This window comes from Anaeromyxobacter sp. SG17, assembly GCF_022690695.1.
Classification (GTDB): Bacteria; Myxococcota; Myxococcia; order Myxococcales; family Anaeromyxobacteraceae; genus Anaeromyxobacter; species Anaeromyxobacter soli.
In genome coordinates this window covers 1-18,166 of sequence record NZ_JALCYX010000079.1, presented here as the reverse complement: position 1 = coordinate 18,166, position 18,166 = coordinate 1, and the positions used below count along the sequence as shown (strand labels likewise).

Sequence of the window (18,166 nt, the reverse complement as noted above, 5' to 3'; positions counted from 1 at the left end):
AAGGGGACGCCGCGCGCGGCGAGCGCGCGCGCGAGCGAGGGGGCCACCTGCCGGGGCGCGGCGGCGATCACCGCGATCTCCTCGAAGGGCACGCCGTCCGCGGCGAGGGCCGCGACGGTTCGCGCCGCGGCGTCTGCCTCGCCCTCCTCGCCCGGCGCCGCCACCGCGATGACCCCGTCACCCTCGAGCTGCCCGGAGGCGCGGCCACCGCCGAGCGCGGCGAGCAGCGCGGCCGGCCCGGGGGCGCGCCCGTCGCCCTCGACGTGCGCGAGCACGACCTCGATCTCGCGCCGCGCGGCGAGCTCGTGCAGCGACTCGACGCGCCTGAGCAGCGGCTCGACGGGCGCGCACACGTCGGGGCGCTCGGGGAAGAACGGCAGGTGGAGCCGCGAGCGGCGCGCGCGCGCGACGAGCGCGGAGAGGAGGTCCCACTCGGCGAGGCTCGCCTCGGCGATCCCCGCGACGACGAGGAGGTCGAGGTCCGCCGTCTCGGGGCAGGTCACCCCGCGCGCCGCCGCGTCGGCCGCGGCGCGCGCCGCGCCGGCGCGATCGAGCGCGCCCGCGCGAGCGAGGCGCGTCTCGTAGGCGGCGAGGACCTCGGCGACGGCTCCCAGGCGCGCGGCCGCGGCGCCGTCCAGCGACCTCGCCGCCGCGCGTGCGTCCGCCGCGCTCACCTCCGCGCGGCGCAGCTCGGCCAGGGTCGCCGCGAGCGCGGCCGCCGTCCCGTCCGTCGCCTCGAGCCCCTCGAACGGCCCCCCCGCGTCTCGCCCCGCCTCGGCGGCGACGAGCCGCTCGGCCAGCGGATCCAGGATCGCCCGCCCGTCGCCCGCGGCGGCCACGAGCGGAACGACGAGGCGATCGAGCGTCGCCACCTGAGGCCCGAACAGGACGCCGTCCTGCGCGTCGCAGAGACGTCGCGCCGCCCTCGCAGCCGCGAGGGGCGTCCTGGCGAGGATGAGGGCGGCCACGAGGAGCAGGATACGAGGGAAGGCTGACGGGGCGGCGTGCGTTCCGGGAGAGATGCAGACGCACACCGGCACCAGGTCCCTCGCCGAGGAGGCCGTCGCGGTCCTCCTCGAGTGTCACGGCCGCCTCCGATCGTTCATCGAGCTGGCGGACCGGCTGGCGGTGGCCGGCGCGATGGGGGCAGAGGAGGTCGCCCGCGCGGCCGCCGGGATCCGGCAGTACTTCGCCGAAGCGCTCCCGCTGCACGCGCAGGACGAGGAGGAGTCGGTGCTGCCGCGCCTCGCCGGGCGCGACCGGCAGGTGGACGCCGCGCTCGTGACGATGCACCGCGATCACGCCGGCCACGCGCTCGCCGTCTCGCACGTCCTGGCGGTGTGCTCGGAGCTCGTCGCCTCGCCGGGACGGCGCGAGGAGCTCGCCCCCGCCCTCATCGCCGCGGTGGCCACGCTCCGGGAGCACTTCTCGCACCACCTCGTGCTCGAGGAGGAGGTCATCTTCCCGGCGCTGCGGACGCTCCTCGGGGACGGGGCCCGGGCGGACATCGCGCGCGAGCTTCGCGCCCGCCGCGATCACTCCTCGCGATAGACGGCGAGCGAGCCCTCGTTCTCCCAGACCTCGACCTTCGACACGCGCACGCGGCCGCCCTCTCGCTCGAGCAGCGCTCGGTTCGCCTCCTCGTAGAAGTGGCGCGCGAGCAGCTCGGCGGTGGTGTTCACCTCGTCGAAGGGCGGCACCTCGTTCACGTTCCGGTGGTCGAACCGGCCGCCGATGTCGCCGACGAGCTTCTGCAGATCCGCGAAGTCGATCACCATGCCGATCCGGTTCAGCTCGGAGGCGCGGGCGTGGACCCGGATCCGCCAGTTGTGGCCGTGGAGCCGCTCGCACTTGCCGCCGTGGAAGCGGATCTGGTGCGCGGCGCTGAACGTGAACTCCTTGGAGACCTCGAAGACGGGGACGCCCATGCGCGGCGCAATATAGCCGCCCTGGCCGGCGAGCGCACCCGCGCATCGGGATCGCGGGATCCCCCCTCCCGCGTTACCATCGCCCCGTGCGCATGCTCGCAGAGGCAGCTCTCATCGTCGCCGCCGGAGCCCTCCTCGGGCTCGCCGGGAACGCCGCGAGCCCGAGACCGGCGGCCCTCGCACGGCCCGTCCACTCGGCCGCGGAGAGCGGCACCGGCATGTGCGCGGTGGCAGGCGCCGCCCCGGCGGCGAGGGCGCCGCGCATCGCGGTCGAGGAGGCGAAGGGGCTCTGCGACGCGTGCAGGGCCGGGTTCGCCGACGCGCGCGGCGCGAGCGAGTTCGCGGCGGGGCACGTCACGAACGCCGTCCACCTCCCGCCCGCCGGCCACCCGGACGAGGCAGTCGCGGTCGCGGCGCTGCGCGCGTACCCGCTCGTCGTCGTGTACGACGGCGACTACACCTGCGCGCTCGCCGACGAGGTCGCGCACCGGCTGAAGCGGGAGGGGCTCCCCGACGTGCGGGTCCTCGAGGGCGCCTGGCCGGCCTGGGTGGCGGCAGGGGGCGCCGGCACGTCCGGCTACTGCCCCGCCTGCCACGATCCCGCGGAGGCTCACCGGTGAAGCGGCTCCTCGCGCTCCTCCGCATCGGCCTCGGCGCGACCTTCCTGTACGCCGCCGCCACGAAGCTCCCGGACATGGCGGCGTTCGCCGAGAACCTCGCGAACTACCGGCTCGTGCCGCCTGGGCTCGTCCCCGGCGCCGCCGCCTCGGTGATCGGGATCGAGCTCGCGCTCGGCCTGCTGCTCGTCACCGGTCGGCTCGCGCGGGGCGCCGCGCTGGTCGCGACCGGCCTCCTCGCGGTGTTCACGCTGGGCCTCTCGCAGGCGCTGCTCCGCGGGATCGACCTGCGCTGCGGCTGCTTCGGCGGCAACGAGAGCGCGACCTGGCTCACGGTGCTGCGCGACGCCGGCATGCTCGCCGTCGCGCTCGCGCTGCTCCTGCGCGGCCCGGGCCGCCTCCTCCCCGCGCGCCCGGCCCCGGCGAGCGAGCCGCGGCGCGACGCGTCCGCGGCCACCCATGGCTGAATCTCCCGGACCGGCCAGGGGCTCTCCTCGCGCATGAGCACGCACACCCCGAAGCACCCTGACGCGCACGGCGCAGGCCACGGGCACGGCCACGCGCCCGGTCGCGACCGCCACGGCAACCCCGAGGACCTCGACGCCTACCTCGCGCGGCTGGAGGATCCGTCGCGGGTCGAGTGGCAGAAGCCGGACGAGGTGGTCGCGGCGCTGGGGCTCCGGCCCGGCGCCGTCGCCTGCGACGCGGGCGCCGGGCCCGGCTACTTCGCCCTCCGCCTCGCCCGCGCCGTGGGGCCGTCCGGCCGGGTGTACGCCATCGACGTCGAGCCGCGCATGATCGCGCTGCTCGAGGAGCGCGCGCGGGCGGCGGGAATCGCGAACGTCCACCCGCTGCTCGCGCCCGAGGGCGAGGGGCTGCCGCCCGAGCCGTGCGACGCGATCCTCGTCGTGAACACGTTCCATCACTTCCCCGACGGGCCGGGGTACCTCCGCCGGCTGTCGGAGCGGCTGGCGCCGGGCGGACGGATCGTGAACGTGGACTTCCACGCCGGCGAGCTGCCGGTCGGACCGCCGCCGGACCACAAGGTGTCGCGCGAGGACTTCCTCGCCGCCGCGCGCGCGGCGGGGCTCGCGGTCGCCGCGGAGCGGACGTTCCTGCCCTACCAGTACTTCCTCGAGCTCCGGGTCGGTTGAACGGGGGCTGCGCCCTGAGGATTCGTCACATCTTCGGCTGCTGACCGGGGGAGCGGCTCTGGTCGGACTAGCGGCGCACCGCGCGCTCCGGCTGGGCATCGACGGGTCGGCACCCGCGCGCGCCGGGAACGCTCCGGGCGGAGCACTGCGGGCGGCAGGGCGGTGAGCGCCACCGGCGGGGGCGCAGGGGTTCGGAAGCCCGGAAGGACGCGAGCGGCGAGTCGACGCTCTAGCCGCGCGGCCATGCGAACCGGTCCTCGGTCCGCTGGAGCTTCGGCCAACTCCGGGGCGCCGCTGGGTCACTGCGCCCACATCCCCAGCTGCATGACGGGACGCAGAGGCGCCACGTCAGCGCGCGAGAGCGGTGTCGGCCTGTTGCTCGCATCGCGGCGGAAGCGATCCATGTGCTCGCGCCCGAAGGTGCTCTCCGCGTGAAGCAGATTGTGGGCTCGGCAGGCGAGCCGAAGATTCTCGACCGTGGGCGGTCCCCCGAGGGCGGCGGGCTGGATGTGGTCGAGCTCGAGCTTCCAGCGGCTGTTGCAGCGGCAGCCGTCCGGGCCGACCCAGGCGCAGCGCCCGCCATCGCGCGTCCACACCGCGCGGCGCACTATCGCCGGGATCGTGGTCCTCGCAGCCGGCGGCTTCCCCGCGGTCTTCTTCGTCGCGGCGGCCTTCGTCGTCCCGGCCTGCTTCGCTCCCTTCGTCTTCCGCTCCGGCGCGACCGCGCCCTTGCGCTTGCCGTGCTTCTGGATGGCGCAGCGGATGGCCTCGTGGAGCACCGCCGCGAGGTCGCCATCCGGGACCTTGTGCGACAGAAGCGACCGGAGCGTCTCGAGGTCCTCCTTGCAGGCGCGGTCGAGGGTGACCCGGAGCGACCAATGCGTCTCCGAGACGGCGAGCGTCTCGGCCCTTCGCTTCGGCTGCGCGACCGTGGGCGGGGGCGCCGGCAGCGAGCCGGCGGTGGGGTCCGGGCCGACGGTCGGCTCAGCAGGGCTGGCCACTGGCGCCGCCTCGGCGCCTGCATCGGACGCCGGGAGCGGTAGCGCTGCGCTCGCTGCGGCGGGCGCGCGCTCGGCCAGCTTGCGGACGCCTGCGCGCGGAGCGGTGCGGGCCTGGACGGAGACGACGAGGTGCTCGACCTCGGCCCGCGTCCGGAAGGCGGCGCGAGCGAGGAGATCGTCCACGTTCTCCTCGGTGAGCACCTGGCCGAGGAGCGCCACGGTGGATAGGCAAAGGCGCCCATCCCGCAGCGGAGCCTCGAGGATCGGGAAGCGGCGCAGCACCCGCATCGCCTGGATGCGCCGGCCAGCGGCGCCCTCGCGCAGGTGGAGCGCCTCCAGGCAATAGGCCCAGAGGGACGCATGGCCGACCTCGACGAAGGCGCGGCGCCGATCGAACTCGTCGAGGTGCAGGAGGAAGTCGACCTGGACCTTTCGTTCCTCTCCGGCGAGCTCGCGCAGGCGCAGGGCGAGAACGTTCGACTCGAGAGAAGCGGGGGCGAGCGCGGACATGGGGTGACCTCCAGTACACCCTTCGTAACACGCGATTTCCGGAGCTCCGGAGACGCTCCAGGCTCGCGCCTGCGCGGCGTTCTCCGGCGAACCCTCGTCGTTGCCCCAAGGCGATCGGCACGCGCTTCACGCGCGAGAAGCGTGCGCGAGAGCGGCCCTCCCGCGCCTACTCATATGCCGAGCGCGATTGAAGCGAAAATGCGTCAATGGGAAATGTCTCACCCACCGCATCTGGGACGTCTTGCCTCGTCGCGAGAAGAGCCGCGGCACCGACCGGCACTACCGCTGGCGATAGTTGACACCCAGGGTGAATACGGTCGACTTCCGCGACGCTCCAGGGCGTGCTTCGGGGCGAGCTGCGGAGGCGCCGTCGAGAAGTCCGCGAGCTCCCCGCGCGAAGTCACGCCGTCGCTGGGCCCGGTTTCGATACGGCGAGACGCTCGCCTGCTCCGACGCCTTCCCGCGTTCATCGGGGTCGAGCACGAGCGCTGCGCCGACCCCGTCGATGCCCCGAATCCGCCATGCGCACGGGAGCCGTGGTCGAAACACCCGCCGCTCGTCCGGCGAGTACCCGCACTTGTGACGAATGATGAGGGCTGCGCCCCAGCCCCTGCACGCCGGGTCCCGTGCGCCACTGCGGGCGGCTTCGCCGCTGTCGCGGTGGCGCCCCGGCGGGCTCGCTTCGCTCGCCCGTTCGTCGAACATGATCGGCCCGCTCAACCCGCGCCGCCCGGGAGCAGCGCGCGGACCGCGCCGGCGGGGTCGTCGCCCTCGAGCCAGGCGCGGATCGCCGCGACGCCGTGGGCGCCGGCGGCGAGCACCTCCGGCACCCGCGCCGGCGTCACCCCACCCAGCGCGATGACCGGCAACCCCTGCGCCGCGGCCGCGCGCAGCACCGCGAGCCCGACGGGGGGCCCGTAGATGCGCTTCGAGGGCGTGTCGTAGACGGGGCTCACCGTCGCGAAGCTCGCGCCCGCCTCGCGCGCGCGGCGCACCTCCGCCGCGGAGTGGCACGAGACGCCGACCAGCGCGTCCGGACCGAGCAGGTGGCGCGCGTCCGCCGCCGGGATCCCGGCGGCGGGCAGGTGTACCCCGTCGGCGCCCGCCGCCTGCGCCACGTCCACGCGGTCGTTCACGATGAGGCGCTGCCCCGCCGCGCGGCAGACTGCCGCGAGCGCGCGCGCGAGCGCGAGCAGCTCGCGGCCGCCGAGGTCCTTCTCTCGCAGCTGGACGAGCACCCGGCCGGGCGGCAGTCCGACGAGCGCGGCGGTGACGCGCGCGGGGAGATCCCGCGTGAGACTGCGATCCGTGATCAGGTGGACAACGGGAACGCCCATCCGTAAGCTCGCGCGCACGCCATCCTCCTCCCAGAGGTGATCACGTGTCGAGCGACCTTCACAGCTTCCTCGCGTTCCTGGAGGAGCAGAAGGCGAAGCAGGCGAGCCGCTTCCCGACGGTCAAGTACGAGAAGGTCCTGTCCTTCATGGGCACGACCAGCCTCGCGGGGACGTTCGCCTCGGTCTCGGTGAACCGGATCCGCCGGCTCGAGCCCGGTCCGACGGGACGCGACCTCGAGATCCGCCTCGCCGGCCCGATCGTGCGCCGGCCTCAGAAGGGCGAGTCGATCACCGTCCACATGACGCGGGTCGAGCAGTACCAGGGCTACCAGGTGAAGACGCGCGCGCTCTCGACCGGGACGACCGAGCGCGATCTGCTCGAGGAGCTCCCGGACGGCACGGTGGCCGTGAAGGGCGCCCAGATCTTCACCGTCCACCACAGCCCCTACACGCTCAAGTTCTTCGAGAACGTCCCCTTCGAGGACCTGCAGGAGACGCTCGCCGGCGTGCGGTACGCGCTCGTGGGCGTGGGCGAGACGGCCAACATCTCGCCGCGGTTCATCTTCCACCACGAGGTGGACGGCGAGCGGCTCGCGCTCTATCACGGCGACGGCCTCGCCCTGAAGACGTACATGAACCTGAAGGCGAACCGCCACGAGACGCGGCTCGTGCTCGACCTCGACGACTTCGCGGGGTGGGAGCTCCGCGGCGTCGTGGAGGAGTTCGCGCCGCACCAGCACCCGGAGGCCTACGAGCGGATCTGCCAGGGCTTCAGCTCCGGGAACTGGGGCAAGCCCTCCCGCGTGTTCCGCTCGCAGATCCAGTCGATCGCGCGGATCGAGCCCGTCGGGTAGCTCAGCTCCCGATGAGCCCCGTCATCGGGCTCGACGCCGCGGCGTGCAGCTTCGTCGGGATGCGGCCGGCGAGGTGGGCCTTGCGCCCCGCCTCGACGCCCGCGCGCATCGCCTCCGCCATGAGCACGGGATCCCTCGCCTCGGCGATGGCGGTGTTCATGAGGACGGCGACGGCGCCGAGCTCCATCGCGATCGCGGCGTCGCTCGCCGTGCCGACGCCGGCGTCGACGAGCACCGGGACGCTCACCGTCTCCATGATGATCCGGAGGTTGTAGGGGTTCCGGATCCCGAGGCCCGAGCCGATCGGCGCGCCGAGCGGCATCACCGCCGCGCAGCCGACGTCCTCGAGGCGCTTCGCCGTGACCGGGTCGTCGTTCGTGTAGGGCAGGACCGTGAAGCCCTCCTTCACGAGGACCTCGGCCGCCGCGACCAGCCCGACCACGTCCGGGAACAGCGTGCGGCGATCGCCGATCACCTCGAGCTTCACGAGGTCGCCCATCTCGAGCTCGCGGCCGAGCCGAGCGGTGCGGATCGCCTCGTCGGCCGTGAAGCACGCGGCCGTGTTGGGCAGGAGCTTCATGCCCTTCGGGATCCACTCGAGGAGCGACGCCTCGCCCGTCTTGGAGAGATCGAGCCGCCGGACCGCGACGGTGACGAGCTCGGCGCCCGACGCGACGAGCGCGCGCTGCATGGTGGGGAAGTCCGGGTACTTGCCCGTCCCGACCAGCAGGCGACTCGTGAAGGCGTGCTTGCCGATGCTCCAGGTGTCCGCCATCGCTACCCTCCGCCGACGAAAGCGACGATCTCGATCGAGTCGCCTGGTCCGATCCGCTGGGACTCGTAGCGATCCTTCGTCACGACCGCGTCGTTCACCTCGACGGCGACGCGCTGCGCCTTCACGCCGAGGTGACCGAGCAGCCCGGCGACGGTCACGCCCTCCGGGACCTCCCGGAGCTCCCCATTCAGTCGGACCTGCATGCCCCGCACACTTAGAACGCTGGCGCGCGCGCGTCAACGCACCCTCGCGCTCGGCGTGGCCCGCAGCGCTCCGCGAGCTCGCCTTCCAGCTCTGCGTCGACGGGACGAGCCGCGGGAGCGCCGCGGACCTCCTCGCAGCGCCCGAGCACCTGCTCGGCCGCCGCGCGCGACGTCCTCCTCGCCTCCCGGCTGCTGGAGGAGTCCGTCGGCGAGGCGATCGGCAGCGGCGAGGTGCGCATGAGGGAGGACGCGTTCGAGGGCGACGCCGTCAGGACCGCACGACGATCGGTGCCGCGTAGTGAACGAGCTGCGGCTCGGCGTCGACCGGCGCGAGGCGGGCGGCCGCCTCGGACGCCGAGGGCGTCATCATGACGCTGAAGAAGAAGGCGGCCTCGAGTGCGAGCGCGAGAGCGAGAAGCGCGAAACCCTTCATGATCCGTGACCTCCGTACCCACCGCTCTACGCGCGCCCGCCGCGGCTATTTCGCGGCCGAAGGCCTCGCCCCGCAGGGGCCGGCGCCGTCACGAACGCCGGCGTCTCGTCTCTCGCCCGGGCAGCGCGCGACGTGCGCCGTCTCGCTTGCCCGCAGCCGGTGTGCGTGGTTACGTCGCCATCCCCCCGAAGAGGAGAATCGCCCGTGAAAGCTCGCCTCGCCGCCCTGCTCGCGCTCGCGCTCGGCGCCTCCGCCCGCGCCGACGAAGGCATGTGGATGCCGCAGCAGCTCCCCGATCTCGCGGCCCGGCTGGAGAAGCTCGGCTTCACGGGCGACGCCCGGCAGTTCGCGGATCTCACCGGCCAGCCCATGGGCGCGGTCGTCTCGCTCGGCGGCTGCAGCGCGTCCTTCGTCTCCCCCGACGGCCTCATCGCCACGAACCACCACTGCGTCATCGGCGCGCTCCAGTTCAACTCGACCCCCGAGCGCAACCTGCTCGACGGCGGCTACGTGGCGCGGTCGCGCGGGGAGGAGCTCTGGAACGGGCCGGGCGCGCGCGTGTACGTGACCGTCTCGGTGACGGAGGTCACCGACGAGATCACCGGCGGGCTCGAGCCGGGGCTCGGCGACGCGGAGCGCGGGAAGCTCATCGAGCGGCGCGTGAAGCGGCGCACCGCGCGCTGCGAGAAGCCGGGCCTCCGCTGCACCGTCGCGTCGTTCTTCGAGGGCGCGCGCTGGTTCGAGGTGGGCCAGCTCGAGATCCAGGACGTGCGGCTCGTCTTCGCGCCGCCGGCCAACGTGGGCAACTTCGGCGGCGAGACCGACAACTGGATGTGGCCGCGCCACTCCGGTGACTTCTCGTTCTTCCGCGCGTACGTCGGCAAGGACGGCAGCCCGCGGCCGCACGCCGACGACAACGTCCCGTACCACCCGCGGCGCTGGCTGAAGGTGTCGCCGAAGGGCGTTGCGGAGGACGACCTCGTGTTCGTGGCCGGCTACCCGGGGCGCACCCAGCGGCTCAAGACGTACCGCGAGGTGAAGGAGCAGCTGGAGTGGGCGTACCCGGGCACGGTGCGGCGCAACCGGGACCTCCTCGCCATCCTGGAGCGGCTCTCCAAGGAGTCGAAGGAGACGGCCATCCGCGTGAACCCGCGCGTGCGGGGGCTCGCGAACTCGATGAAGAACCGCGAGGGCGTCCTCGAGGGCGCCGCCAGGGGCGGGCTCCTCGAGAAGAAGGCGCAGGACGAGAAGGCGCTCGTCGCGTGGATCGAGGCGGACGCCGCCCGCAAGGCGGAGTACGGCGAGGCGCTCGCCGCGCTCGACCGGATCCAGGGGGAGAAGGAGCGGACGCGGGAGCGCGATCTCGTGTTCCAGTCGCTCACCTCGAGCTCGTCGCTGCTCTCCGCGGCGCGCACCGTCTGGCGGCTCGCCGACGACCGGCCGAAGAAGGATCTCGACCGCGATCCGGCGTTCCAGCAGCGCGAGTGGCCGCGGCTCCGGGAGTACCTCGAGCGCATCGAGCGCAGCCTGGACCTCGGCGCGGACCGCGCGCTCCTGCGCTACGCGCTCGTCGAGGCGGCGGCGCTCCCCGCGGACCAGCGCATCCCGCCGCTCGACGCGGCGGTGGGGCTCGCGCCGGGCGCGCCCCCCGACGAGGCCGGCCGGAGGATCGACGCGTTCCTCGACCGGCTGTACGCGGGGACGAAGCTCGCCGACCGCAAGACGCGGCTCGAGCTCTCCGAGCGGAAGACGACGAAGGAGCTCGCCGCCCGCAAGGACACGTTCCTCGACCTGTTCGCCGCGCTCCGGCCGTTCGAGCGGCAGCTCCGCGAGGAGCAGTACGCGCGCGACGGCGCGCGCTCCCGCGTCGGCCCCGTCTACGCGCGCGCCCTCGTCGCGAGGGCGGGCGGCGTGCTCGCGCCGGACGCGAACGGCACCCTCCGCGTCACCTACGGCGTCGTGAAGGGCGTCTCGCCGCGTGACGGCCTCTACTACCGGCCGCAGACGACGCTCGCGGGCGTGCTCGCGAAGCACCGGGCGGGCGACGAGGAGTTCGACGTCCCGGCCCCGGTGCGCGAGGCGATCCGGGCGCAGCACGCGCGCGGCACGGGCCCCTACGTGGACCCGAAGCTCGGCGACGTGCCGGTGGACTTCCTCTCCAGCGTGGACACGACGGGCGGCAACTCCGGCTCGGCCGTGCTGAACGGCGCCGGTGAGCTCGTGGGGCTGCTCTTCGACGGCACCTGGGAGACCATCGCCTCGGACTTCATCTTCGACGCACCCTCGACCCGCTCGATCCAGGTCGACTCGCGCTACCTGCTCTGGTTCCTCACGGACGTCGCGAAGGCGACGAACCTGCTCGAGGAGCTCGGCGCGCCCGTCGCGGTCGGCGCCCGCTAGCTTCCGGGAGATCCCCTCATGCGCATCCCCGCCCTGCTCCTGTCCCTGGCGGTCGCCCACGCCGGTCCCGCGCTCGCCGCGCCGCCGCGCGGGACGGGCGACGTCCTCACCTTCAAGGCGGTGGAGCGGACGCTCCCGAACGGCCTGCGGGTGCTCGTCGTCCCGACCGGCTTCCCGGACCTCGTCTCCGTCCAGATCCCGATGCAGACGGGGTCGCGGAACGAGGTCGAGCCGGGCAAGTCCGGCTTCGCCCACTTCTTCGAGCACATGATGTTCCGCGGGACGAAGACCTACCCGCCCGACGCCTACCAGGCGGTCGTGACGCGCATCGGCGCGCGCCAGAACGCGTACACGTCGGACGACGTCACGAACTATCACATCACGTTCGCCAAGCAGGACCTGGAGAAGGTCCTCGAGCTCGAGGCGGACCGCTTCATGAACCTCGACTACTCCGTCGCGGCGTTCAAGACGGAGTCGCGGGCGATCCTCGGCGAGTACAACAAGAACGCGTCGAACCCGCTGCGCAAGCTCGAGGAGGTCCAGCGCGACAGCGCCTTCGGCGTCCACCCGTACAAGCACACCACGATGGGCTTCCTCGCCGACATCGAGGACATGCCCAACCAGTACGAGTACTCGAAGACCTTCTACTCGCGCTGGTACCGGCCCGAGCACGCGACCATCGTGGTCGCGGGCGACGTCGACCCGCAGAAGGTGATCCCGCTCGTGGAGCGGTACTTCGGGCGCTGGCAGCGCGGCGCGCACCGGGTGGAGATCCCGCCCGAGCCCGCGCCGCGCGGCCCGGTCCATGCGCACGTCCCGTGGACCACGCCGACCCTGCCGTGGGTGGCGGTCGCCTTCCACGGGCCGGCCTTCTCCGACGTGAAGAAGGACTGGCCGGCGGTGGATCTCCTCCTCGACCTGAACTTCGGGGAGACGAGCGACCTCTACGAGCGGCTCGTCGTGGAGGAGCAGAAGGTGGATGCGCTCGTCGCGGACTCCGGACCCAGCGTGGACCCGGGGCTCGTGACGGTCTACGCGCGCCTCAAGTCCCCCGCCGACGCGATCTACGTCCGGGACGCCATCCTCCGGACGTTCGCGCGGGCGCGCGCCGCGGCGCCGCCGCCGGCCCGCCTGGCGGAGCAGAAGGCGCACCAGCGGAACGCGTTCCTGCGCGGCCTCGACTCGACCGACGCCATCGCCGGGACGCTCGCGCGCTACGCGACGTACGCGCGGTCGCCGTACGGGACCGTGAACCGCCTCTTCCGCACCTACGCGGCGCTCACCCCGGACGACCTCCTCGCGACGGCGCGGCGCTACTTCACGGACGAGCGGCTCGTCGTGACCACGCTCTCGAAGGATCCGCTGCCCGCGGGCCTCGAGCGGACGCCGGCGCTCGCGGCGGTCGAGGCCGCCGCTCCGGCCCAGGCCGGCGCGAGGCCGGCCGCCGAGGTGCCGGTCGTCGCCATCCCCTCGAAGCTGCCGGTCGTGACCGCGAAGCTCCTCTTCGAGGCGGGCAGCGCGCGGGATCCCCAGGGCAAGGAGGGGCTCGCCGGGCTCGCCGCGGCGATGCTCGCCGACGCCGGCTCCCGGCGGATGCGCATCGACGAGATCCGCGACGCGCTCCACCCGCTCGCGGCGAGCTTCGACGCGCAGGTCGACAAGGAGCTCGTCACCCTCACCGGCACCTTCCCGCGGGATGGCTGGGAGCGCTTCGCGGACGTCGCGCTGCCGCAGCTCACCGATCCGGGGTTCCGCGAGGAGGACTTCCGGCGCGTCCGGGACGACCGGCTGAACGCGCTCGTCCAGGACCTGCGCGCGACGAACGACGAGGAGCTCGGGAAGGAGCGGCTGCAGGCGAACGTGTTCGCCGGCACGCCGTACGGGCACCCCGCGCTCGGAACGGTGCAGGGGCTCCGCGCCGTGACGCTCGACGACGTGAAGGCGTTCGTGCGCGCGCACTACACGCGCGCGAACCTCGTCGTGGGGCTCGGCGGCGACGCGCCCGCGCCGTTCCGCGCCCGGCTGCAGGCCGAGCTCGCGAAGCTCCCCGCCGGGGAGAAGCTCGCGCCCACCCGGATCGCCGCCCGGCGGCCGAAGGGGATCGAGGTCGAGCTCGTCGAGAAGGACACGCCCGGCGTGGCCATCTCCTTCGGCCACCCCATCGACGTGGTGCGCGGCCAGCCCGACTTCGTCGCGCTCTGGCTCGCCAAGACCTGGCTCGGAGAGCACCGCTCGTCGAGCTCGCACCTCTACCAGCGCATCCGCGAGGAGCGCGGGATGAACTACGGCGACTACGCCTACGTCGAGGCGTTCCCGCGCGGCATGTTCCAGTTCTTCCCGGGCCCCAACGTCGCGCGGCGCTCGCAGCTCTTCGAGGTGTGGATCCGGCCCGTCGTGCCCGCCAACGCGCAGATGGCGATCCGCATCGCGCTCCACGAGCTCGGCCGCCTCGTCGACCAGGGGCTCACGGAGGAGGAGTTCGAGAGGACGCGCGCCTACCTCGTGAAGAACGTGTTCGTCATGACCGCGCGCCAGGACCAGCAGGTCGGGTACGCGCTCGACTCGCGCTGGTACGGCACCCCCGAGTTCACTCGCTACATGCGCGACGGGCTCGCCCGCCTCACCCGCGCCGACGTGAACGCCGCCATCAAGCGGCACCTGTCGGCGAAGGACCTCTCGTTCGTGATCGTCGCGAAGGACGCGAAGGCGCTCGCCGACGCGCTCGTCGGCGACGGGGTGTCGACCGTGAAGTACGACGCGGAGAAGCCCGCCTCGCTCCTCGAGGAGGACCGCGCGATCGGGGGGACGAAGCTGGGCATCCGGCGCGAGGCCGTGCGCGTGACGCCGGCCTCCGAGGTGTTCGCGCGCTGAGGGAGGCGCCGCTTCTCCCCTCGGGCGGCGCGGGCCGAGCCCGAGGGGCCGCGCCTCACGTCCGGAGGGTCATCCACGCCGCGATCGCGGCGAGCAGCGCCAGCGCCACGAGCGCCGCGACGAGGATCCGGCGGCTCGCGCCGCTCGCCCCGTCGTCCTCGAGGCCGAGCGACAGCCGCGGCCGCTCCGCGCGCGGCGCGTCGGTGCGCGCCGTCCCCGCGTCGTTCTCTGGCGCGACGGCCGCGGCGCCCGGCACGGGCTCGCCGCTCGGGGCCGCCCCGGCGCCTCCGGCAACGGGCGCCGCCTCTCGGACCGCGCGCAGGAAAGGATCGTCGGGCAGCGCGGGCTCGGTCGCGTCGCCCGCGCTCTCGCGCGGGGGCGCGGAGGGCGCCGCCTCGACCACGAGCTCCGCCTGCGCCTCGGCCTCGGCCTCGGCCTCGGCCTGGGCCGCACCGCTCCGCTCCTCGGACGGCACGGCGTGCAGCCCGGGCGCCGGGTCCGCGCGCGGCGGAGGCGCGCTCGGCGCGGGCTCGGGCTCCTGGGGCGGCGGAGGGGCCATCAGCGGTGGCGGAGGCGGAGGCGGCTCGAAGCGCCGGGGCCGCCCGTCGGCGCCGCGCGCCGCGGCGGCGGGCCCGCGCACGAGGATCACGTGCCCACACCGGCAGCGGATGCGGTACACGCGGCCCGGCGCCGGCTCGTCGACGCTCGCGAAGCGCTTTCCGCAGGAATCACAGACGAACTTCAAGCTCGAGCTCCCATCGTCGACACCCGGAAGCGACGGTACATCGGGACTGCCCCGGGGATCGAGTTGCTGCTACAGTGCCGCCGGTATCACGGGATACCGCCGTTCGCTCCGCTGCGCTCCCCGCGCGCGGGGCGGCGGCCGGGTGGGATGGCGCACGGCGCTCGCTCGCGATCGCGCAGCCGGACGCAGGCGCCGGAGACGGCGGTGGAGGCGGGATGGGCGGGGTGTCTCAGGTGGTGTCGCGTTCGAGGCCGGACAAGCCCCAGCTCACGCAGTTTCATCAGCGGATCGCCGCCGAGACGCTCACCGCGCGCGGCGGCGGCGGGACCACCCGGCTCGCCGGGGCGCTCGCCCACTCCGCCGTCGATCTGAACCCGCACCAGATCGAGGCCGCCGCCTTCGCGCTGGCGGCGCTCCCCACCGGCGGCGCCGTGCTCGCCGACGAGGTCGGGCTCGGCAAGACCGTCGAGGCGGGTATCGTGCTCGCGCAGCTCGCCGCCGAGGGCAAGGCGCGCGCCGTGATCCTCGTGCCCGCGTCCCTCCGCGCGCAGTGGCGCGAGGAGCTGCGCTCCAAGTTCGGCCTCGACGCCGAGGTCGTGGACGGCGACTCCGTCCGCGAGAAGGAGCGGCAGGGCCTCCGCACGAACCCGTTCGACACCGGCGGCATCGTCATCTGCTCGCACCCGTTCGCCGCGCTCCGGCAGGCGGACATCGAGCGCGTGCCGTGGGACGTCGCCGTGATCGACGAGGCGCACCGCCTCCGGAACGCGTACCGCAAGGATCACCGCACCGGGCAGGCGCTCCGCAAGGCCCTGCGCAAGGCTCCGAAGCTGCTCCTCACCGCGACGCCGCTCCAGAACGACCTCATGGAGCTGCTCGGCCTCGCCGCGTTCATCGACGACGCCCTGCTCGGCAACGAGGAGGCGTTCCGGTCCCAGTACGCCTCGGGCGAGCTCACCGAGGACAAGGCCGCCGACCTCAAGTCGCGCCTCGCGCCCGTGTTCATCCGCACGCTGCGCCGCCAGGTGAAGGAGTACGTGAAGTACACCGCGCGGCGATCGATCGTGGAGGACTTCGCGCCGACCGCCCAGGAGCAGGAGCTCTACGAGCGCGTCTCCGAGTACCTGCGCCGCGACGACGCCTACGCCATCCCCGCGGCGCGCCGGCAGCTCTTCGTCCTCGTCTACCGCAAGATCCTCGCCTCCTCGTCGTTCGCCCTCGCCGCCACGCTCGATCGGCTCGCCGACACGCTCGACCAGAAGATCGCGGGCGTCGAGTGCTCCGCCCAGGCGGAGCTGCTCCTCGAGATGGACGGGTTCGCCGAGGAGGTGGAGGAGCTCTTCGACGACGCCGGCGGCCCCTCGCGGCCGAAGGGCCAGGCCGCGCTCCGGCGGATGAACGACGAGCTCTCGGAGCTCCGCGCCTGCGCGCGCCTCGCCCGGGAGATCAAGGTGAACGCGAAGGGCGACGCGCTCGTGCGCGGGCTCGATCGCTGCTTCACGGTCGCGAAGGCGTGCAACTGGCCGGACAAGGCGGTCGTCTTCACCGAGTTCCGCCGCACGCAGGACTACCTCGCGCGCCTGCTCAAGGCGAAGGGCTACTCCGTCACCTGCCTCTCGGGGGACGTGGGCGGCACGGACAAGCGCCAGGCGCTCGTCGAGGAGTTCCGGAACGAGACGCAGATCCTGATCATGACCGAGGCCGGAGCGGAGGGGCTGAACCTCCAGTTCTGCAACCTGGTCGTGAACTACGACCTCCCCTGGAACCCGCAGCGCGTCGAGCAGCGCATCGGCCGGTGCCACCGCTACGGCCAGCAGCGCGACGTGCTCGTGCTGAACTTCCTCAATCGCCAGAACGCGGCCGACAACCGGCTCTACGACCTCCTCTCGCAGAAGCTCGCGCTCTTCGACGGCGTGTTCGGCTCGTCCGACGAGATCCTGGGCGCGCTGGGCACCGGCATCGACTTCGAGAAGCGGGTCCTCGACATCTACCAGTCCTGCCGCTCGGGCGAGCAGATCGACGCCGCGTTCCAGAAGCTCCGCGGCGAGCTCGACGACCGGATCTCCGCCCGGTACGCCGCGGCGCGGGCGCTGCTCTTCGAGCGCTTCGACGGCGAGGTCCGCGGGCGGCTGCGCGTCGCCGAGCAGAAGGCGAAGGAGGCGGTGGCGCGGCGGGAGGCGGAGGAGGACGCGCTCGTCTCGGCGGTCCTCGCGGACGACGCGCCCCGTCCGGCGGAGGCGGAGCCCGAGGCGCCGCAGCCGCCCGCGAAGGGCCGCACCGGGCGCGCGAGGCTCGTGCGCGAGGCCGCCGAGAAGGTCCGCGCGCGGCCGCAGGACGCCGTCTCGTTCCTCGAGCTCCCGGCGGTGAACCTGCCCGCGAAGCTCGGCCGCCTGGCCGGGCGCGAGGGCTGGTGGTTCGCCTACAAGTTCAGCTTCGACGCGCTCGTCTCGGAGGAGCGCGTCATCCACCTCGTCCTGTGGCACGACGGCGAGCGGTTCCACGCGCTCACCCCGGAGGAGGCCGAGGCGTTCGCGGCGCTCCCCGCCGAGGAGGCGAAGGCGGGCCCGCGAGGAGCGACCGTCTCCATCGGGAGCGCGCAGGAGGAGGCGCTGGAGACGATCCACGCGCGGCTCGTGCAGGACCTCCAGGAGCGGATCGCGAGGTCGTACGACGAGGCGCGAGACCGCTGGGACCGCTCGGTCGAGGACGCGCTCGCGTCGCCGCGCAAGGCCGTCGACGACGCGCGCGCCGCCTGGGCCAAGGCGCGGGGCGCGCTGCACGACCGCTCCGAGGCGCCGCTCCGCGACCGCCGGGCGGCGTGCGAGCGCGCCGAGCGCGAGTACCGCCGCAAGCTCGACGACCTGCGCGCGACCGAGGGGCACCGCTACGCCGAGAAGGATCGCGCCGTCGCGGACCTCCGGAAGCGCGCGGAGATCCGCGAGAAGCGCACCCTCGTGGCGACGGCGTACTGGCGCGCGCCCTGAGCGGCGGCGCGACTCGCGCACCTTCGGTGCCGCGAGTCACGGCCGGCCGCGTGAGCGCGCCGCTGCCTCCGCTCCGGCGCCCTTGGCCGGGACGAGCTCGAACCGGATGGGCACGGCCGCCGCGGTCCCGCCCGCCGGCCCGAGCGCCCGCACGACGCACGCGGCGAGCTCGGGGTCGCCCACGGAGTCCGCCGCGATGGCGGCGCGGCCGCCCCCCACGTGCGCGACGATCACGCCGTCGAGGGCGGGCGTGCGCCGGAGCGCCTCGCCGTAGCAGGCCTCGAGCCCGCTCGCGCGGCCGGCGACGGCGCGGCGCGCGTCGGCGGGACCTGCGACCGGGGCGCCGACGGTCAC

At 74.0% G+C, this 18,166-nt stretch carries 15 protein-coding genes and 2 pseudogenes; 8 read left to right on the top strand and 9 right to left on the bottom strand.

The window, feature by feature from the left end; all coding sequences use genetic code 11:
• Positions 1–968 (bottom strand): annotated as a pseudogene (locus MNY60_RS20185) (PD-(D/E)XK nuclease family protein); the annotation flags it as partial.
• Positions 969–1,020: 52 nt separating this feature from the next.
• Here MNY60_RS20185 and MNY60_RS20180 point away from each other — a divergent pair.
• A complete protein-coding gene (locus MNY60_RS20180) occupies positions 1,021–1,551 on the top strand; it encodes a hemerythrin domain-containing protein (RefSeq protein ID WP_242341025.1) in 531 nt (176 codons plus the stop codon).
• On the opposite strand, the gene queD is transcribed toward MNY60_RS20180, so the two are convergent.
• Positions 1,536–1,928 carry a 6-carboxytetrahydropterin synthase QueD gene (gene queD / locus MNY60_RS20175; protein WP_242341026.1) on the bottom strand — a complete coding sequence of 131 codons (393 nt, stop codon included), beginning with the start codon at positions 1,926–1,928 and terminating at the stop codon, positions 1,536–1,538. The two genes, MNY60_RS20180 and queD, sit on opposite strands and share 16 nt — an antisense overlap.
• A 92-nt stretch (positions 1,929–2,020) precedes the next feature.
• Between queD and MNY60_RS20170 the strand changes: the two genes are divergently transcribed.
• Genes MNY60_RS20170 through MNY60_RS20160 form a run of 3 tightly spaced genes read left to right on the top strand, consistent with a single transcriptional unit; the run spans position 2,021 to position 3,699 of the window.
• Positions 2,021–2,548, top strand: coding sequence for a rhodanese-like domain-containing protein (locus tag MNY60_RS20170; protein WP_242341037.1), 528 nt, complete (start codon positions 2,021–2,023; stop codon positions 2,546–2,548).
• Positions 2,545–3,012, top strand: a complete 468-nt coding sequence (locus MNY60_RS20165; protein ID WP_242361605.1) for a DoxX family protein — start codon at positions 2,545–2,547, stop codon at positions 3,010–3,012. The genes MNY60_RS20170 and MNY60_RS20165 overlap by 4 nt, the downstream gene beginning before the upstream one ends.
• Before the next feature lie 33 nt (positions 3,013–3,045).
• Positions 3,046–3,699 (top strand): class I SAM-dependent methyltransferase, encoded by a 654-nt coding sequence (locus MNY60_RS20160; RefSeq protein ID WP_242361604.1) that lies wholly within the window; start codon positions 3,046–3,048, stop codon positions 3,697–3,699.
• A gap of 299 nt (positions 3,700–3,998) precedes the next feature.
• Here the strand turns inward: MNY60_RS20160 and MNY60_RS20155 are convergent, their stop codons facing one another.
• Complete coding sequence (locus MNY60_RS20155) at positions 3,999–5,210, bottom strand: HNH endonuclease (RefSeq protein WP_242361602.1); 1,212 nt, start codon at positions 5,208–5,210, stop codon at positions 3,999–4,001.
• Positions 5,211–5,926: 716 nt separating this feature from the next.
• Entirely contained in the window at positions 5,927–6,547 is a 621-nt protein-coding gene (gene thiE, locus MNY60_RS20150) for a thiamine phosphate synthase (RefSeq protein WP_242341029.1), read from the bottom strand.
• Positions 6,548–6,591: 44 nt separating this feature from the next.
• Between thiE and MNY60_RS20145 the strand changes: the two genes are divergently transcribed.
• Entirely contained in the window at positions 6,592–7,401 is an 810-nt protein-coding gene (locus MNY60_RS20145) for a hypothetical protein (RefSeq protein WP_242341030.1), read from the top strand.
• A gap of 1 nt (position 7,402) precedes the next feature.
• On the opposite strand, the gene MNY60_RS20140 is transcribed toward MNY60_RS20145, so the two are convergent.
• From MNY60_RS20140 to MNY60_RS20130, 3 genes are all read right to left on the bottom strand, one after another.
• Positions 7,403–8,176: a thiazole synthase gene (locus tag MNY60_RS20140; RefSeq protein ID WP_242341031.1), complete on the bottom strand. Its 774-nt coding sequence runs from the start codon at positions 8,174–8,176 to the stop codon at positions 7,403–7,405.
• A 2-nt stretch (positions 8,177–8,178) separates the two neighbouring features.
• Positions 8,179–8,379, bottom strand: a complete 201-nt coding sequence (gene thiS / locus MNY60_RS20135) for a sulfur carrier protein ThiS (RefSeq protein WP_242341032.1) — start codon at positions 8,377–8,379, stop codon at positions 8,179–8,181.
• A gap of 268 nt (positions 8,380–8,647) precedes the next feature.
• Positions 8,648–8,812, bottom strand: a complete 165-nt coding sequence (locus MNY60_RS20130) for a hypothetical protein (RefSeq protein WP_242341033.1) — start codon at positions 8,810–8,812, stop codon at positions 8,648–8,650.
• Between the two features lie 204 nt (positions 8,813–9,016).
• Here MNY60_RS20130 and MNY60_RS20125 point away from each other — a divergent pair, with 204 nt between their 5' ends.
• Positions 9,017–11,212: a S46 family peptidase gene (locus MNY60_RS20125; protein ID WP_242341034.1), complete on the top strand. Its 2,196-nt coding sequence runs from the start codon at positions 9,017–9,019 to the stop codon at positions 11,210–11,212.
• 18 nt (positions 11,213–11,230) lie between these two features.
• Positions 11,231–14,083 (top strand): pitrilysin family protein, encoded by a 2,853-nt coding sequence (locus MNY60_RS20120; protein WP_242361600.1) that lies wholly within the window; start codon positions 11,231–11,233, stop codon positions 14,081–14,083.
• A 55-nt stretch (positions 14,084–14,138) separates the two neighbouring features.
• Here the strand turns inward: MNY60_RS20120 and MNY60_RS20115 are convergent, their stop codons facing one another.
• Complete coding sequence (locus MNY60_RS20115) at positions 14,139–14,828, bottom strand: zinc-ribbon domain-containing protein (RefSeq protein ID WP_242356654.1); 690 nt, start codon at positions 14,826–14,828, stop codon at positions 14,139–14,141.
• Between the two features lie 215 nt (positions 14,829–15,043).
• Between MNY60_RS20115 and MNY60_RS20110 the strand changes: the two genes are divergently transcribed.
• Positions 15,044–17,812: an SNF2-related protein gene (locus MNY60_RS20110; protein WP_242341524.1), complete on the top strand. Its 2,769-nt coding sequence runs from the start codon at positions 15,044–15,046 to the stop codon at positions 17,810–17,812.
• Positions 17,813–17,848: 36 nt separating this feature from the next.
• On the opposite strand, the pseudogene MNY60_RS20105 reads toward MNY60_RS20110, so the two are convergent.
• Positions 17,849–18,166: pseudogene (locus MNY60_RS20105) on the bottom strand (hypothetical protein); the annotation flags it as partial.

Bases quoted from the DNA above. Each gene is read 5' to 3' on its own strand.
- MNY60_RS20120 (WP_242361600.1), top strand. From the start codon at position 11,231: ATGCGCATCCCCGCCCTGCTCCTGTCCCTGGCGGTCGCCCACGCCGGT.
- MNY60_RS20155 (WP_242361602.1), bottom strand. From the start codon at position 5,210: ATGTCCGCGCTCGCCCCCGCTTCTCTCGAGTCGAACGTTCTCGCCCTG.
- MNY60_RS20170 (WP_242341037.1), top strand. From the start codon at position 2,021: ATGCTCGCAGAGGCAGCTCTCATCGTCGCCGCCGGAGCCCTCCTCGGG.
- MNY60_RS20140 (WP_242341031.1), bottom strand. From the start codon at position 8,176: ATGGCGGACACCTGGAGCATCGGCAAGCACGCCTTCACGAGTCGCCTG.
- thiE (WP_242341029.1), bottom strand. From the start codon at position 6,547: ATGGGCGTTCCCGTTGTCCACCTGATCACGGATCGCAGTCTCACGCGG.
- thiS (WP_242341032.1), bottom strand. From the start codon at position 8,379: ATGCAGGTCCGACTGAATGGGGAGCTCCGGGAGGTCCCGGAGGGCGTG.
- MNY60_RS20160 (WP_242361604.1), top strand. From the start codon at position 3,046: ATGAGCACGCACACCCCGAAGCACCCTGACGCGCACGGCGCAGGCCAC.
- MNY60_RS20130 (WP_242341033.1), bottom strand. From the start codon at position 8,812: ATGAAGGGTTTCGCGCTTCTCGCTCTCGCGCTCGCACTCGAGGCCGCC.
- MNY60_RS20110 (WP_242341524.1), top strand. From the start codon at position 15,044: ATGGGCGGGGTGTCTCAGGTGGTGTCGCGTTCGAGGCCGGACAAGCCC.
- MNY60_RS20180 (WP_242341025.1), top strand. From the start codon at position 1,021: ATGCAGACGCACACCGGCACCAGGTCCCTCGCCGAGGAGGCCGTCGCG.
- queD (WP_242341026.1), bottom strand. From the start codon at position 1,928: ATGGGCGTCCCCGTCTTCGAGGTCTCCAAGGAGTTCACGTTCAGCGCC.